The following is a 16474-nucleotide window of genomic DNA, read 5'->3' on the forward strand; positions in this document are numbered from 1 at the left end:
GAAATGACTACTATTCAGAATAAATCAACTGTACAAAATACACAGGATTTCATTACCATACAGGATTTGTTTTATCTCTGCCTGAACAAATGGCACTGGTTTGTCATTTCGTTGGTTTTATGTTTAGGGGTTGCAACCTTTTATCTGTTGAGAACCCCATCGGTATATGTCAGGACTGCCTCTATTTTGATTAAAGACGATTCCAAAGGGAAATCTTCTTCTGCGGATATGGAATCTTTTTCCGATTTGGGGTTGTTCAAGACCAACACCAACGTTTATAACGAGATAGGAACTTTGCAATCTCCCGATATCATGCGTGAAGTAGTGTCGCGATTGCATTTGGAAATGAATTACCAGACAGACGGACGTTTCCATAAACAGACGGTATACGGAAATCAACTTCCTGTCCAGGTGTCGATTCCTAATCTTTCAGAGAATGAATCCGCCACTTTCGAACTTCATCTGGCAAAAGACGGTTCAGTGGAATTATCCTCTTTTACACGGAATGGAACAGAAATAGAAAATGCCGATATCGTGAAAGGCAATTTGAACGACAGCATCCAAAGCCCCTTAGGACCTGTTGTCGTCGTTCCGTCGGTAACTTATTCAGGTAAAATGGAAAGTACCATTTATGTAACCCGCCAGTCTTTGGCTGCGGCATCAGCAGGTTGTTCTGCCAACTTGACGATATCCCAGAACGATGAGAAGTCTAATATCATCACGCTGTCTTTCCAAGATGTGTCTACCCAACGGGCGGAAGATGTACTTAACACCCTTATAGCCGTTTACAACGAGAACTGGGTAAGGGACAAGAATCAGATAGCGGTCAGTACCTCCATGTTTATCAATGAACGTTTAGGGGTAATTGAAGGAGAACTCGGCAATGTGGATGATGATATATCCTCCTTCAAGAGTGAGCATTTGCTGCCGGATGTACAGGCGGCGGCAAGTATGTATATGACTCAAGCCAATGAGGCCAATACCGCAATTCGTGAATTGAACAACCAGGCATATATGGCCCGGTATATCAGGAATTATTTGACCAATGAAACTAACAAATACCAGTTGCTCCCTGCCAATTCCGGTATTGAAAATGCAAGCCTTTCCACACAGCTGAATGAATATAATACTAAGTTATTGGAACGAAACAGCTTGGTGGCACATAGTAGTACCAAGAACCCCTTGGTTCGGGAAATGGACAAATCGTTGGATGCTATGCGAAATGCATTGATTTCTTCTATCGACAACCAAATGGTGGCTTTGCGTGCGCAAATCAGAAGTTTGGAGGCTATTGGAGGCAAGGCAACCTCGCAGATCGCCTCCAACCCGAAGCAGTCCAAATACTTGCTTAGTGTGGAACGTCAACAAAAGGTGAAGGAGTCACTTTACCTGTATTTGTTGCAGAAACGTGAAGAGAATGAACTTTCACAGGCGTTTACGGCTTACAATACCCGCATTATCACCAAGCCCGGCGGTAGCATGATACCTACCGCTCCGGTCAAGAAGAATATCCTGCTGGTGGCATTCGCCCTGGGAATGCTGATACCTGTGGTTATCATCTTTATGAAAGAAAACATGAATACGGTGGTTCGCGGGCGCAAAGATTTGGAGAACCTTACTATTCCGTTCGTGGGCGAAATACCACTTGATTTTCGTAAGAAAAAGAAATTCTCCCGGCAGACACAGGAAAAGGAATGTGCGGTAGTGGTTAAGGAGAAAAGTCGCAATGTCATCAACGAGGCGTTCCGCGTAGTACGCACCAACTTGGAATTCATGCAAAACAAGGGAAGCGAATCCCACGTCATCATGATTACTTCCGCCAATCCGGGCAGCGGAAAAACCTTTATCTCCTTTAACCTCGCTACCAGTTTAGGCATCAAGGGTAAACGGATTATAGCGATAGACCTTGACCTGCGCAAAGCTTCTTTGAGCCAATACGCAGGCAGACCAAAGAAGGGCATTTCCGACTATTTGGCAGGAGATGTGAAAGACATCAAGGATGTGATTGTCAAACCATCAGGAGATGCCAAGATAGATCTTATTCCGGTTGGCACAGTTCCTCCAAATCCGACAGAATTGCTCTTTTCCGAACGCCTGGAACAACTGATAACCGACCTCCGTGCGGAATATGATTATATTTTCATCGACTGCCCGCCGGTTGAAATTGTGGCAGATGCCGCCATCATCAATAAGCTGGTGGACATGACCCTATTCATTGTACGTGCCGGATTGCTTGACCGCAGCATGTTGCCGGAGATAGAGAAATTCTATGCCGATAAGACATACAAGAACATGTCCGTTATTCTCAATGGAACGGATGGTGGCAGTGGGCGGTACGGCTATAAATATGGCTATAAGTATGGGTACAAGTATGGCTATGCAGGATACGGAAAAAATGAAGAGTGAAGAAAAAAGGATACAAGATGTGGCCCTTTAGAAAACAGGTAAGTTTGAAGGATAGCGACATCTTCCGGGGATTTACCGACTGGCACTGCCACCTGCTTCCCGGTGTGGATGACGGTGTGCAGACGATGCAGGAATCCCTGCAAGTTCTCTCCCTTTATGAGGAGTTGGGTATCAGCGAGGTTTGGCTCACGCCCCACATCATGGAAGACATACCGAACCGTACGGAGGATTTGAAAGAACGGTTTATGGAACTGAATGCCGCCTATCAAGGGAATATCATACTTCATCTTGCTGCGGAAAACATGCTCGACAACCTGTTTGAAGAGCGGCTCGCTAAGAACGACCTGCTTCCTTTGGGAAATGAAGGGAAACATCTGTTGGTGGAAACCTCTTATTTTAACCCACCGATGGGGTTGAACAACATCCTGCTCCGCATCAAGTCAAAAGGCTATGTCCCCGTCCTGGCACATCCGGAACGATATGTGTATATGGATGCTGGCGATTACCGGCAATTGAAGGAGATGAACGTGATGTTCCAACTCAATTTGTCCAGCATTGTTGGCGGCTATGGAACGGAAGTCAAAAAGAAAGCCGAATGGCTGTTGAAGAACGGCTTCTATGACTTGGCTGGCAGTGACACGCACGGTCTTGCCGTTTTAGAAGCCGTCCTGTGCAAACAAAAATTACCACAAACCGGCCACGAACAGGTGTTCAAAGCCGATTTATGGTAATCAAAAGACGAATCAGACAACCGGTTCAAGATCGCGATACTCGACAAACCATAAATTAAACTTGACGACAATGCCGTAAATTCCATTTTATTTCGGCAGTCGTGTTTCCTCCGACAAATTGTCAAAACTATATTTTGATTTCCAATTACATACGTCATGGAAAATAAAACCACCACAGAGTCACGTGTAAAAAAGACGTTGCTCAATGCCCGTGTCAACCTTGTATTCTATTTCTTGACACTTGCATTAAGTTTCTTTTCGCGCAAGATATTTCTTGACTGCCTCGGAGCAGATTTCGTAGGTTTGACAGGTACGCTCCAGAACTTGCTCGGTTTTCTCAACCTTGCCGAGTTAGGTATCGGTTCTGCTATAGGATACGTGCTCTACAAGCCCTTGTTTGAACGGAACCAAGAGAAGATAAATGAGATTATTTCCGTTATGGGCTATCTCTATCGGTGCATAGGCATCATGATATTGAGTGCCGGATGTGTGCTTGCCTGTTTTCTGCCACTGATATTCCCCGATAGTACTACGGGGTTTGATATATCGCTTATTTACTTTGCCTATTTCTCCTTTCTCGTCTCCTCGCTCATCGGTTATTTTATCAATTACCGGCAAAACCTGCTTGGAGCCGACCAACGCAATTATGTAGTCACAGCATATTTCCAGTCAGCAAATATCATCAAGACCCTTATCCAGATGTCTCTTGCCTATTATACGCACAGCTTCTATCTGTGGGTATTGATAGAGCTTCTTTTCGGCATCATCTATTCATTTATTCTTAATTGGAAAATCAACCAGACTTATCCGTGGTTACGGACAGAAGTGCGGTTAGGAAAGGCTTTGTTCAAGAAATATCCGGAGGTGATGAAATATACGAAACAGCTGTTCGTACAGAAAATAAGCTATTTTGTACAGTATCAGACAGCCCCGTTCCTTATATATTCTTTCGTAAATCTTCAGATTGTTGCATTTTATGGAAATTATACAATCATTACCGATAAACTGGCACAATTTGTAAATTCTTTCCTTGAAAGTTCTCAAGCAAGCATCGGAAATTTGATTGCCGAAGGCAACCGAACTAAAATATTGCAGTTATTTTGGGAATTGCTGAATATGAGATACTTTGTTGGAGGTGTATTTTCATTTTCCATTTTCATATTGCTTGAACCATTTATATCCATTTGGTTAGGACATGAATATATCCTTCCTGAGATTGTGCTATATCTTGTCGTTTTGAATGTGTTCATTAGTTACACACGAGGTGGAGTAATGCAGTTCCTATTCGGATATGGAATGTTTTCTGATATTTGGGCACCACTTGCAGAGATTGTGATAAATTTAAGTGTCGCTATAGCGTGTGGCGCAAAATGGGGATTGCCCGGTATATTGTTAGGAGGACTTACAAGTCAGGTATTAATAGTGGGTATTTGGAAACCATATTTTCTATTTTCCCAAGGATTTCGTGAACCTGTGTGGAAATACTGGAAAGGATTGTTTATAATGCTTCTATGTGTCATGTTTCCTGCTATTTTGATCATCAAGTTTATAATACCCTTGTTGTCAATAAATCCATCAGAAAATTATTTATCATGGATGTTATATGCATTACTAAGTATTATTAGCTATGCTACAATATTGCTGTCATTAATGTATAGCTTCAATTCTGGAATGAGAAAATTCATAAATAGATTTATAAAAAATAGAGGATGTTCAATAGATTAAGAAAATTGTGCGGAAGATATATGCGAGCATTGTTACCGCGTAAACTTTATAAACTTATTGCCAATGGAGCAATTATTGTGCCGGCGTATTATAAAGATATTATAGCTGATGCAGAAACAAATTTTGACTTGTCTTTAGAAGATACAGATGACAAGGCTATTCTATTGATGCGAAAATATGCACATATTATAGATAAAGGATTGCATAGGGTTGATGCCTCGCCTGGTCACAGTAAAAAATATTATTCTATACTTAAAAGTCTTATTGAAAGATTGGAAAAGACAGAGTATGCAACCGATTCTACTCTCACATGGGCTAGAAGCAAAATTATAGCATACGAACATCTTCAGGTAGAGGATAATTTCATTCCCTTACGAGGTGAGAAGCCAACAATAAATGTTTCCTTTGAGCAATTGGAAAAATTGGTAATGGCACGTCGTTCCAATCGTTCATTTTCCTTAAAGAAAATTTCTGATGAAGACGTAATAAAATTAAAGAATTTGGCAAACTGGGCTTCCAGTAGTTGTAATAAACAGCCCATTGAAATTTATGCGACCAATAATCCTGAATTATCAAAGGAATGTCTCAAATATTGTAAAGGAGGAACTGGATTTAGTGAATTTATTCCCTCTTTTTGGGTATTTACAGCAAATATAAGGGGATATGTGTGGCCTAGTGAAATCTTTTTGCCATCAGTAGATACTTGTCTTGGGGTTCAAAATATAATGTTGGGGGCAACTACATTAGGGCTGTCTGCAACAATACTTTCATGGGCACAAAAGGATAAGAATGAAGAACGAAAAATAAGAGAACTGCTTCATATTCCTGTTCATCATCAGATTATAATCTGTGCAGTAATGGGGTATGCGGATATTGTTAACCAAACTCCAGAAAGGAAAAATATATGAGAATCTTGTTAATAAATCAATATTCCGGGAATAAGGGGGATAGGGCTGTACTTTATGCAATGTGCCGTATTCTTAAATCAATATATCGCGATGTAGAAATAACTGTTTCAACATCAGACCCGGAGTTATGGAACGGGTACAAATACTATTCGTCTGAAGGTATCAGGTTTGTACCATGGGGGTGGGATTATGATAGAGTGAAGAAATATAAATTCTATTGGAGATTTCTGAATAGATTCAAAAAATACACGTTTACGCTTCTCCGTGAATCTTTTATGAGAAATGTATCTCTTGCTCGTTTTTTGGCTAATCCTGAATTTAAAAAAGCATTAAAACAATCAAGTGTAGTAATAAGCGTGGGAGGACATCATTTTACTACAATGTTGTCACGCGATTTAGTCTCAAGCATTAACTTTGATGCAATGGTGGCTTCATCATATAGGAGAATAATATGCTTCTCCCAATCTTTCGGACCATTCGATTTTCATAATCCCAAAAATAGGTTACTTACTCAACGTCTATTATCTAACAGTATATTAATGCCTAGGGAAGAAAAATCTGTCAAGGAAATCCACACATTTTTGGGTAAAGAGGAAGCAGAAGTTATACCGACCTACGAAAGTGTACTGACATTGGCAAACCATATACAGTATCTTCCGATAGAGCAAAGAGACAATGCGGTTGGAATTGCTATTTATTGTACGCAATCCCGAACCGTTGAAGAACGAAAGCATTATCAGCAAACAATCGCAGATTTTTGTAATTACGTAATAGATAAAGGTTATTCGATACGCTTTTTCCCAATGGAGATAAAAGGCTCTGCTCCTGATGACCGTGGTTTCATTGCTGAAATAATCGCCAAAGTGCTTCGGGCAGATAAATGTTTCATATACGAAGATGATATGGAAACACTGGAGCATTTAGAGGAAGTATCCAAATGCAAGATATTCCTTGGGCATAAAACACACAGTACCATATTTGCCCTTGCTACCGGAACTCCATTAATAGCATTGGCATATCATCCCAAGACAATCAAGTTCCTTCAGCAATTTGATATGGCATTAAATGCGATTGATGACAAACAACTTTCAATTCAAGCTTTAATACAAGTACTTGATAGACTAAATACCAATTTGGATGAAATAAGTCAATTGGAATTCAATCGTTCTCAAGAAAAAGCAAAAAAAATTAGTTCGGATTTAATGACTGCAATAAATATATTATCACGATGAAAACAATAATGTTGGTTTTTGGCACACGCCCTGAAGCCATTAAGATGTGTCCACTGGTTAAGGAATTTCAAAAGTACACAGAGCAATTTAAGACTATAGTATGTGTTACAGGTCAGCACAGAGAGATGCTTGACCAAGTGCTTACTATCTTTGATATAAAGCCTGACTACGATCTCAACATCATGAGACAGGGACAGGATCTGTATGATGTTACGGCTCGTGTGCTTACAGGAATGCGAGACGTACTCAAAGAATGTTGTCCGGATGTGGTTCTGGTACATGGCGATACAACCACCTCCACGGCAGCAGCCTTGGCTTCATTCTATATGCAGATACCCGTAGGTCATGTAGAGGCAGGGCTTCGCACACACAATATCCATAGCCCATGGCCAGAGGAAATGAATCGACAGATTACAGGACGAATAGCCACTTATAACTTTGCGCCCACACCTTTGTCAGAGAAGAACCTGATAGTCGAAAGTGCCCAAGGGCAAATCTATGTTACAGGTAATACAGTCATTGATGCTTTGCAAATGGTCGTTGACAAACTCAGAAATGATGCGGCTCTTTCCTCGAAGCAAGAGCAAATTCTTGCCACGGCTGGCTACAATATTACGCGACTTGACCAAGGCAAGAAACTTGTACTTATCACCGGGCACCGGCGCGAAAACTTTGGTGATGGCTTTATTCGCATGGTAACAGCCATGAAAGATCTTTCTGAAAAATATCCTGAAGTGGATTTTGTATATCCCATGCATCTTAATCCCAATGTGCGCAAGCCTATCCATGAGGTATTTGGAGAAAATCTCACTCGATCCAATTTTTTTTTTATTGAGCCATTGCAATACTTGGAGTTTGTCCATTTAATGAGTAAGGCTTATATTGTGCTTACCGATTCGGGAGGCATTCAAGAAGAAGCGCCCGGACTCGGAAAGCCGGTGCTTGTGATGCGCGATACTACAGAACGCCCTGAAGCTTTGGAAGCAGGAACTGTAAAACTTGTCGGTACCGACTATGACAAAATTGTTCATGAAGTGTCTGCACTTATCGATAATTCGGAATATTATAAAGAAATGAGCCATGCAATCAATCCTTACGGAGATGGAAAAGCATGTGCCCGGATAGTAAATGCCTTAAGATAATATACGATGAGACTATTGATGATTGCTACAGGGTATCCGCCTTATCTCTTCTCAGAAAATTTGTGTAATGGAAAATTAGTAATGGCCTTGCTGCAAGCAGGGATTGAAGTGGATGTTATTTCACGTATCGATGAAGGTCCTTCATACGGAACTGATTGGACGGAACCATGGAACATGCTTAAACCGACGGCTCATACTATCACTTATGAATCGGGGAATAGAATCCAACAATTTGCGGATGTCGTTTATTCAGGTTTAATAATGGGAGGAAGTTTTGTGCCCGGTGTACGCTGGATGCGACGCGCTTATGAAAAAGCAGTTGAACTCATATCAACCAATCAATATGATGCGATTTTAACCCGATCTCCTAATGATACAGCACATTTCATTGGCGAAAAGTTAAAAAAGAAAACAGGGATTAAATGGATTGCCAACTGGAATGACCCCGCCGCACCAATATGGCCTGGATTATATAAACATGATTATACAGCCAAAGAGCAGAAACGGAAAATGATAGAGACGGCCCGGTTACTTAAATCTGCTGATATTAATACGTTTCCGTCAGATAGCCTTAGGCAGCATTTTGTAACATTCTTCCCATTTTTGAAAAAACAAAAGACTATAGCAATACCACATATTGGCTTGTGCCAGAATTTTTGGCCTCTATCAGTTCAAAGAACTAATGATTGCAAGTTAAAGTTGCTCCATTCCGGCAATCTTTCAGTGGAACGTAATCCAGAGACTACTTTTCAGGCTTTACGTTACGTTATTGATAGTGGTTTTACTAGTTTGGAGTTTCACATAATGGGCCATATCAATGATTATACATCACAATTAATAAAGAAATACAGTCTTCAGGATTACGTAAAATGTATCGGTAGTTTTTCATATATGGAAGCATTATCTAAAATGCAAACTTATGACATCTTAGTACTTCTCGAAGCCAGATTGGAAAAAGGTATTTTCTTTGCAAGTAAATTCACAGATTATCTGCAAACCGGGTTACCGATTTTGGCGATTTCCCCAGCTAATGGATTTGCAGTAGATATGCTACTAAATCAAGAAGGTGAATTTTTAGCCGATAATCAGAGCGTTGATTCCATTGTTTCCTCCTTAAATAAAATAATTGCAAGATGGGAAAAAGGCGTACTTGCCGATTGTGCCTCCAAAAAACTATATGAAAAAGTCTCTCCTGAGGCAGTAGTTAAACTATACAAAACTTTAATTTAACAAGAAATGCTTGTCAATTGCAAAGGATACAGATGCGATATTGCCTTATTGCGCATATTGTGCATTGTAGTGGTGGTATTTTTCCATGGGTATGGAATGATGTATGCCAACCATTTTTCCGACTGATGTAGCAGAATTATATCGTCAACAATATGAATTGATTAATCAATATGGACTTATTAACTTGGCAATGCCGATGTTTGTCTTTATAAGCGGTTTCCTTTTTGGAAGACAATTAAAACGTAAGCCGTTGTCGTTAGTTAAAGTTATAAAAGACAAGTTTGTTCGTCTGATGATACCATTCTTTGTCTTTACCATATTTTTTATGTTAACAACGAACAGCTTGTCGTGGGAACCGTTTTACCGCTGGACTTACTGGCATTTGTGGTTTCTCCCTATGTTATTTTGGTGTTTTATTGTTACATATTTGATACATCCGTTTATAATGAACAACAGAGCATGGGTTGCTATTTTAACCCTTTTAGTGCTGTTTGCTATTTCACTGGTAGGAAAAGTTGTTCCGATGATAATAGGTGTGCATAACGTTCACCTATGGATTTGCTGGTTCGCTTTCGGAACATGGTTCTGTAGTCATGAACATTTAATTACTAAAGGATTTAGCCAAAAGTTCGTAATTGTCTGTGGAATTAGCATTTATGTGATTATTAGCTATTTTGTTCCATGGGAATATGGAAACAACAACCTGATGGGAACAATTGCAACATTAGGAGGAATATTGGCTTTGTGGAGTATGGCAAATATATTATTTCCATTAGATTATTGGGCTATTGAGCATACCACCTTATTCCCTCTAATATTTTCATTGATGGCATTCATCATTTCATGGGGACTGACATGGCTTTTACTTAAAACTCGTTTTGGTAAATTTCTTATAGGATGAAAAATTTGCTCCGTTATGCACATTGTGTATGGTTAAGGATAATGGCGTGTAAAGCGCGAAAGTTTCTACCGGATAGGCATATATTGATTGTTGCTCCTCACCCCGATGACGAAATAATAGGATGTGGGGGATTGATAGCCCACCTTGTAAAAGAGAATAAAGCACCTCATGTTGTAATCATGACAGGAGGAGAAGGCTCTCATCACGGTTGTTGTGATACTTCATCAGGTGATATAGTTGCAGCACGTCGCCGACTGACCCGTAATGCTGCTGCCATTGTAGGATTGCCGATTGAGAATATTCACGAGTTGAATTATCCCGATGGAGGCATTTCCATGAATAATACGGAAACAGACAGATTGAAAGCGTTGATTGATGAATTGCAACCCGATACAATTTTAGTACCTCATTGGGGAGAAGGTTGGAGTGACCATATTCAAACTGCTGAAATAGTAAAACAGATAGCCCCCCACTCTGCTAAACTTTGGATGTACTGTGTATGGGTATGGTACTATAATGTGTGGCGTGATTTGGATTGGAAAAATGCAGCACAATTGTGTATGACTCCTGCCGAACATCGGATTAAGCTTGATGCTATGGATGCTTATATACGCCCTTTGGCACCATGCGGCAAACCGTGGAGCGGAGTGTTGCCGAAAGTGTTTGTAAAGGCGAATAAATGGAATAGAGAACTTTATTTTAGTTTAAAATGAGTAGATTGCAGCAACAAGCAATTGTTATAGGTGATTCATTTAACAATACGCTTGGTTTAATTCGGAGTCTTGGAGAAGCGAAAGTAGATATCGTTTTGTTGCTTGTGGGTGACGATCGTCTGTTTGTTTCAAAAAGTAGATATTTGAAAAAATCACAGATTTTCCAAATGGAAACTATTGATGATTGCTTGCCTACGTTGCTTCGTATTGCGGACAAGACCAAACAACAGACAATCATTTGTACGAATGACATTGCAACCCAATATATAGATGAGTATGAAACAACCCTTTGTTCCCTGTATATAACTCCAATGAAAGGAAGACATTTAGGAAACCTACTGAATAAAGATGAACAATGCCGTTTAGCCGAAAATTGCGGCTTAACAATACCACAATCAATCATCTATAATCGCAACGAAGATTTCCCTACTGTTTCATACCCAATATTAATGAAGCCGGCCAATAGCAATACAGGAGAAAAATCTGATATACATATTTGCTACTGCCAAAAAGATGTCAATAAAGCACTTTCTGCAACATCTACTTGCAACCAATTCATTATCCAAAAGTTTATTGAAAAAGAATACGAAATAAACCTCATCGGTGTCAGTACCGTTAATGGCGTATATATTCCTGGAGGAATTCGGAAAATTCGCCATTATCCTACAATCTATAGCCCATGCTCTTTTGGAGTATTCCAATCGGTAGAAAACTTGAATGTAGATGTTCATTCGATATTAAAATTAATGCAACATGTAGGGTATCATGGACCATTCAGTGTGGAATTATTACATAAGAATGCAAAAAATTATTTTATGGAAGTCAATTTCCGTCATGATGGTCTTGCCTATGCCGCTACCGCGAGTGGTGTGAATCTTCCTGCAATGCTGTTCAACAGCCAAACTGTTCCTATGACAGTTAACAACACATACATGATGGATTTATCAACAGACTATTGTCATGTCAAGGATGGTACCTTATCGCGTAAATATTGGTTTTATGATTTCAGGAAAACAAAATGCCAATTGAATTTCAATCGTCACGATTTAATGCCTACTATATATTATTATGTGAATAAAATAATGAAACATATATGAACCCTATTATTAGTCTTATAGCTCCAGCTTACAACGTGGAAAAGTACATTGAAGCATGTGTACATAGTTGCGAGAATCAGGATTTACCACGAGATAGCTATGAAATCATTATCGTAAATGATGGAAGTACTGATTCTACTTATTCTACAATTGAGAGGTTGTCAGGTGTTTACGAAAATATAAGAATTGTTACGCAGAAGAATCAAGGATTGTCAGTTGCCCGTAATAATGGTTTCAAATTAGCACGAGGTAAATATGTATGGTTTATTGATTCTGATGATTGCATTTCTTCCAATTGTCTCGGAAAATGTTTAGAGATTATGGAAAGAGATGATTTGGATGCTTTGGTCGTTGCTCCTTCAGTTCCGTTTAGGGAGATATTTCCTTACAAATTCGATTCAGAAGCGGACGTGTCAAAAGTTTATGATGGAGAAAGTTTTTTATTAGATAGTGGCTTTTTTGTTGTCGGAGCATGGTGCTATATATTTAAGCGTCAGTTTTGGCACAACAATAATTTTGAGTTTTATCCTGGAATATCATACGAGGATACTCAACTTATTCCATGGGCAATTGCTCATTGCATGCGAATTGCCGGGTTGATCAAGTTCAGTTGTTATGATTATATCCAAAGAAATGGTTCAATAATGAACTCGCCTGTCAATCAACACAAGATAAAAAGTATAGCTATGATTGTAAATTCATATCTTGATTATTCGGCTCAAATAAGCTCAGAACGACTTAAGAATTATTTTTTAGAGAATTCAACGAGGCAATATATTTCAGGTATCAAGATGTCGGTACAAAGCGAAAGAGGGGATGTAAATGTATTCCTAAATTACATACGGAAATATCCAACAAAAGTAGGTAAATTTCCTTATAGCTTGTATCAGCTGTTTGTTCTTAAATATCCTCTGATTTTTGCAAAATTATTAAGACTCTTGAAAAAATATGATTCGTGAACGTCAGACTTATATTGATGTCCTTCGTATGACATGTATGATATGTGTCATAAGTTTTCATATATTTGGTAGGTTGGATGATCTTTTTCGTGATTCATTCTTAGATAAATCTGCTATACTCTATGGTAGTGCAATATTGGTTCAAATTTCAGTAGCAATGTTTATGTTCCTTGCAGGATATTGTTATCGGAAACCACAGAGAAAAGATGTTTTAATGTTTTTGTTAAAAAAATAAAAAGGTTGCTGATCCCTTATCTCGTTTTTTCATGCTTGATAATGTTTAGCACTGGTTTCTTTGATGTGGGTGAACTGTTCGGAGGGGGATTTTATCATTTATGGTTTCTTACAGCATTATTTTGGTGTTTCATGTTTTCAATGTGTATTGATTATTCCCATCCAAATTCTTTATTATTACTCCCAATTTCTTTAATACTTATAGCAATTCATTTGCCAAACTTATTTGGATTACAAGATTTTGTTAAGTGGTATTTTTATTTTGTAGTTGGTGCATTGATGCACTCTTATAATAGTTTAGAGACTTTTATAAGCAAGAATATTACTTGTATAATCTGCTTGATTATAGCCATCGGAATATTTGTTTTCACCCCTGCTCTAAAATATAGAGAAGGTTCAATAATCCATGCAATAGCAACTTGTTTGCTCATTTGTATTCTATTCTGCTTGGTAAAGAAACGTTGGAATAACAAACAAGGATTAAAAGTCAACGCGGCTTTTATATATGTTGTTGGGAATTCTTCAATGGGCATTTACATCTTCCATTTCTGGGTGTTGATATTTATGCTTTCTTCTACGTCAATCAGACTCTTTCATTTAAATAAGTTAGTAGAACATGTTTCCTATCCTTTTGGCAGGAAGCTTGATAATTGTAAATTTTCTGATAAGTTTTGTTCTTACAGTGCTTCTAAAAAAGACTCGCTGCGGCTGCTGGCTGTTGGGAGAAAATTATATAAATAATTTGCTAAATAAATGAATGTATTAGTATGTATCCCTTGCCTGATGACAGGAGGAACAGAAATTCAGACACTCAATTTGGTGAAGGCCCTTATCACCGCAGAGCATAAAGTGACAACAGTCTGCTATTTTGAACATTCTACAAACATGGTGGAACGTTATAAGCAAGCTGGAAGCAACGTATGCTTATTGAGTCCTGATGGGAAAAGACCTGTGGGGATAACAAACACGGTTATTCTCCTGTATAAGGGATTGCACCGTGTATTGAGGGAAGTAAAACCCGATGTGGTACATGTGCAGTACATGGCACCGGGCGCCATCCCTATTATCATATTACGTCTGTTAGGCATCAAGCGCATAGTAGCGACGGCTCATACGGCTGCCGACATCTATCTTTCTTTGCGATTATTACACTTCGTTTCGCGATATATACTTACAGCATTTCAATGTATTACAGAACGAGCAGAGAATTCGTTCTTCGGAAATTCGCAAATGTATAAAGCTGAAATGAAGTTAACCCGACATGGCAATCATTTTACCATTTACAATAACTTGCCACCTTATATTTCCATAGCCAATAAAGAACAACGAATCGGCAAAGTGATAACCATAGGAGTTGTAAGCCGCCTGGAGCCTATCAAGGGAATGGACTTGGTAGTGCCTGCTTTTGCAAAAATTCATGCCATGAATCCAAATACGCGCTTGTTGGTAGTGGGTGATGGCTCGCTATGTCCACTAATGGAGCAACAGAAGAATGATGCCGGATTGAATGAAGTCGTTAAGTTTGCAGGCGTACAACCACAGGAGGCTTTGCAAGCGTATTATGACAGCATAGACATACTGTTGATGCCTTCGCGCAGCGAAGGATTCGGACTGACTGCAATAGAAGGAATGGCACGGGGATGTGTAGTGGTTGCGGCAAATACCGGAGGATTACCGGAAGTGGTAAGTGATGGTAAGGTAGGTTTGTTGCATGAACCGGAATCATCGGATTCGCTTGCAGAAAAAGCCATACGGCTTGTAAATGACAGGGAATTGCTTATGACCATGAAACAGAATGCCATCGGTCATGTAGCAAGATTTTCATTTGCACATTATTCTGAATTAATCAATAACTTGTATTCGAAATTGTAATTATGGCTATTGTCATTAACGCAATAATCACGGTCATACTTCTGTACTATGCCTATAAGTATGCTTCCGGTGGCACAATGATCATAAAACATCCGTTTAAGGTTGGCGAATATTATGAATGCAACAACAATTTGTCGTTTATGATATTCAGTGTAATGACGGCAATGGTGTTTTTAGGACCACTATCACTGGTGAAATATGCTATATGGATATTCTTCATGTTGTTGATGTCACGCCGATGGGTCAAGAAATGGGATGGTGTGATGACGATATACCTGATTTTCATATTATGGAATCTATATACGCTTACCTATTCTCACTATATCTTTCAAGGCTGGATGATGATTGTCAAATTTTGCCTACCAATACTCTATTTCTGGGTGGGGTATAATGCCGTAAAGGAGGAGCTTGACTTGTGGGTGTTCTTGAAGCGTACAGTACTAATCTGTGTAATCTATTCATTTCTGATAGGTGGAGTATCTGCTAAGTTGATTAGTCCACTTTATGGGTTTCTTTGTTTTGGAACCGGAGGAACATTCGTTGCATACGCTTCTTTGGCAGACTTTTATGCAATACTGATAGGTATTCCCGTAATGCTGTATATTTTTACGTCTGAAAGGAAATTTTTATATGCAGCAGGTCTGTTGTTTTTATCATCGATATTGGAGAGTGTGCGAACAGGTATCGGCGCATCCATTCTTGGTCTTTCACTTCTGTTTTTAGCCTATAAAAAAGGACGGGCTGTTCCAGCCGTGATGCTTTTGATAGCACTCTTTGTTGGCTCCGTATTCTTTGTCAAACCCGTAAAAGATAAAATGTTTGGCAAACAGGCTGAAACCGTTACAATCAGTAATGTAGGCAAGGCTAAAATCGAAACTAGCGGACGCGAATACATGTGGAAAAGGATAATGAATCACTGCTACAATCCAAATCCCACGTTCGGTAGTGGTTGTGGTGGTGCGTTGGGATGGCTGAAGGACATAAACAGTAAGGGAGGATTGGTTCTTATTCATTCTGATTGGGTGCAGATGATGTCGGAATCAGGCAATATTGGTTTGTGTCTCTATATTTTGTTTGCCGTATTCATGTTGTTTAAAGTGCTGGCCATCACATGGAGGTATAGGAACAATAAGATGTTGACACTCTTGGGCGGCACAACCGTAGGAGCCTTTGCCGCCTGTTTCTTTTGCATGGGATTTGACAATGTCATCACATACGCCCAACAAGGCTATGTACTGCCGTTTATGCTGTTCGGCATATTCCTTAAGACAATTGACTTGACTGAAAACGGAGAATTTGAAGAAGAAATAATTCCATAATATGT

At 39.3% G+C, this 16474-nt stretch carries 13 protein-coding genes and 1 pseudogene; all 14 read left to right on the plus strand.

The window, feature by feature from the left end; all coding sequences use genetic code 11:
- Positions 1-3: 3 nt before the first annotated feature.
- The 14 genes and pseudogenes from NQ542_RS04265 (at position 4) to NQ542_RS04325 (ending at position 16469) form a co-directional block, all read left to right on the plus strand.
- Positions 4-2406 (plus strand): GumC family protein, encoded by a 2403-nt coding sequence (locus tag NQ542_RS04265; protein WP_005639480.1) that lies wholly within the window; start codon positions 4-6, stop codon positions 2404-2406.
- Between the two features lie 17 nt (positions 2407-2423).
- Entirely contained in the window at positions 2424-3137 is a 714-nt protein-coding gene (locus tag NQ542_RS04270; RefSeq protein ID WP_005649411.1) for a tyrosine-protein phosphatase, read from the plus strand.
- Positions 3138-3293: 156 nt separating this feature from the next.
- Complete coding sequence (locus tag NQ542_RS04275) at positions 3294-4862, plus strand: lipopolysaccharide biosynthesis protein (RefSeq protein WP_005639484.1); 1569 nt, start codon at positions 3294-3296, stop codon at positions 4860-4862.
- Entirely contained in the window at positions 4847-5770 is a 924-nt protein-coding gene (locus tag NQ542_RS04280) for a nitroreductase family protein (RefSeq protein ID WP_005639486.1), read from the plus strand. Before NQ542_RS04275 ends, NQ542_RS04280 begins: the two co-directional genes overlap by 16 nt.
- Entirely contained in the window at positions 5767-7002 is a 1236-nt protein-coding gene (locus NQ542_RS04285) for a polysaccharide pyruvyl transferase family protein (protein WP_005639488.1), read from the plus strand. Before NQ542_RS04280 ends, NQ542_RS04285 begins: the two co-directional genes overlap by 4 nt.
- Positions 6999-8144, plus strand: coding sequence for a non-hydrolyzing UDP-N-acetylglucosamine 2-epimerase (wecB, locus tag NQ542_RS04290; protein ID WP_005639490.1), 1146 nt, complete (start codon positions 6999-7001; stop codon positions 8142-8144). Before NQ542_RS04285 ends, wecB begins: the two co-directional genes overlap by 4 nt.
- 6 nt (positions 8145-8150) lie before the next feature.
- Positions 8151-9374: a glycosyltransferase gene (locus NQ542_RS04295; protein WP_005639492.1), complete on the plus strand. Its 1224-nt coding sequence runs from the start codon at positions 8151-8153 to the stop codon at positions 9372-9374.
- Between the two features lie 103 nt (positions 9375-9477).
- Positions 9478-10275 carry an acyltransferase family protein gene (locus NQ542_RS04300; RefSeq protein WP_005639495.1) on the plus strand — a complete coding sequence of 266 codons (798 nt, stop codon included), beginning with the start codon at positions 9478-9480 and terminating at the stop codon, positions 10273-10275.
- On the plus strand, positions 10272-10988 hold the full coding sequence (locus NQ542_RS04305; RefSeq protein WP_005639497.1) for a PIG-L deacetylase family protein: 717 nt from the start codon (positions 10272-10274) through the stop codon (positions 10986-10988). The genes NQ542_RS04300 and NQ542_RS04305 overlap by 4 nt, the downstream gene beginning before the upstream one ends.
- Complete coding sequence (locus NQ542_RS04310; RefSeq protein ID WP_005639499.1) at positions 10985-12085, plus strand: ATP-grasp domain-containing protein; 1101 nt, start codon at positions 10985-10987, stop codon at positions 12083-12085. Before NQ542_RS04305 ends, NQ542_RS04310 begins: the two co-directional genes overlap by 4 nt.
- Positions 12082-13044: a glycosyltransferase gene (locus NQ542_RS04315; RefSeq protein WP_005639501.1), complete on the plus strand. Its 963-nt coding sequence runs from the start codon at positions 12082-12084 to the stop codon at positions 13042-13044. The genes NQ542_RS04310 and NQ542_RS04315 overlap by 4 nt, the downstream gene beginning before the upstream one ends.
- 37 nt (positions 13045-13081) lie before the next feature.
- Positions 13082-14019, plus strand: a pseudogene (locus NQ542_RS17905) (acyltransferase family protein).
- A gap of 12 nt (positions 14020-14031) precedes the next feature.
- Complete coding sequence (locus NQ542_RS04320; RefSeq protein WP_005649408.1) at positions 14032-15150, plus strand: glycosyltransferase family 4 protein; 1119 nt, start codon at positions 14032-14034, stop codon at positions 15148-15150.
- 2 nt (positions 15151-15152) lie between these two features.
- A complete protein-coding gene (locus NQ542_RS04325) occupies positions 15153-16469 on the plus strand; it encodes an O-antigen ligase family protein (RefSeq protein ID WP_005639509.1) in 1317 nt (438 codons plus the stop codon).
- The last annotated feature ends 5 nt before the right edge of the window (positions 16470-16474 follow it).

Origin of the sequence: Parabacteroides merdae ATCC 43184, assembly GCF_025151215.1 — a bacterium.
In the GTDB taxonomy this organism is placed as follows: Bacteria; Bacteroidota; Bacteroidia; order Bacteroidales; family Tannerellaceae; genus Parabacteroides; species Parabacteroides merdae.

Bases quoted from the DNA above. Each gene is read 5' to 3' on its own strand.
- NQ542_RS04320 (WP_005649408.1), top strand. From the start codon at position 14,032: ATGAATGTATTAGTATGTATCCCTTGCCTGATGACAGGAGGAACAGAA.
- NQ542_RS04280 (WP_005639486.1), top strand. From the start codon at position 4,847: ATGTTCAATAGATTAAGAAAATTGTGCGGAAGATATATGCGAGCATTG.
- NQ542_RS04310 (WP_005639499.1), top strand. From the start codon at position 10,985: ATGAGTAGATTGCAGCAACAAGCAATTGTTATAGGTGATTCATTTAAC.
- NQ542_RS04275 (WP_005639484.1), top strand. From the start codon at position 3,294: ATGGAAAATAAAACCACCACAGAGTCACGTGTAAAAAAGACGTTGCTC.
- NQ542_RS04270 (WP_005649411.1), top strand. From the start codon at position 2,424: ATGTGGCCCTTTAGAAAACAGGTAAGTTTGAAGGATAGCGACATCTTC.
- wecB (WP_005639490.1), top strand. From the start codon at position 6,999: ATGAAAACAATAATGTTGGTTTTTGGCACACGCCCTGAAGCCATTAAG.
- NQ542_RS04300 (WP_005639495.1), top strand. From the start codon at position 9,478: ATGCCAACCATTTTTCCGACTGATGTAGCAGAATTATATCGTCAACAA.
- NQ542_RS04315 (WP_005639501.1), top strand. From the start codon at position 12,082: ATGAACCCTATTATTAGTCTTATAGCTCCAGCTTACAACGTGGAAAAG.
- NQ542_RS04305 (WP_005639497.1), top strand. From the start codon at position 10,272: ATGAAAAATTTGCTCCGTTATGCACATTGTGTATGGTTAAGGATAATG.
- NQ542_RS04325 (WP_005639509.1), top strand. From the start codon at position 15,153: ATGGCTATTGTCATTAACGCAATAATCACGGTCATACTTCTGTACTAT.
- NQ542_RS04295 (WP_005639492.1), top strand. From the start codon at position 8,151: ATGAGACTATTGATGATTGCTACAGGGTATCCGCCTTATCTCTTCTCA.
- NQ542_RS04265 (WP_005639480.1), top strand. From the start codon at position 4: ATGACTACTATTCAGAATAAATCAACTGTACAAAATACACAGGATTTC.
- NQ542_RS04285 (WP_005639488.1), top strand. From the start codon at position 5,767: ATGAGAATCTTGTTAATAAATCAATATTCCGGGAATAAGGGGGATAGG.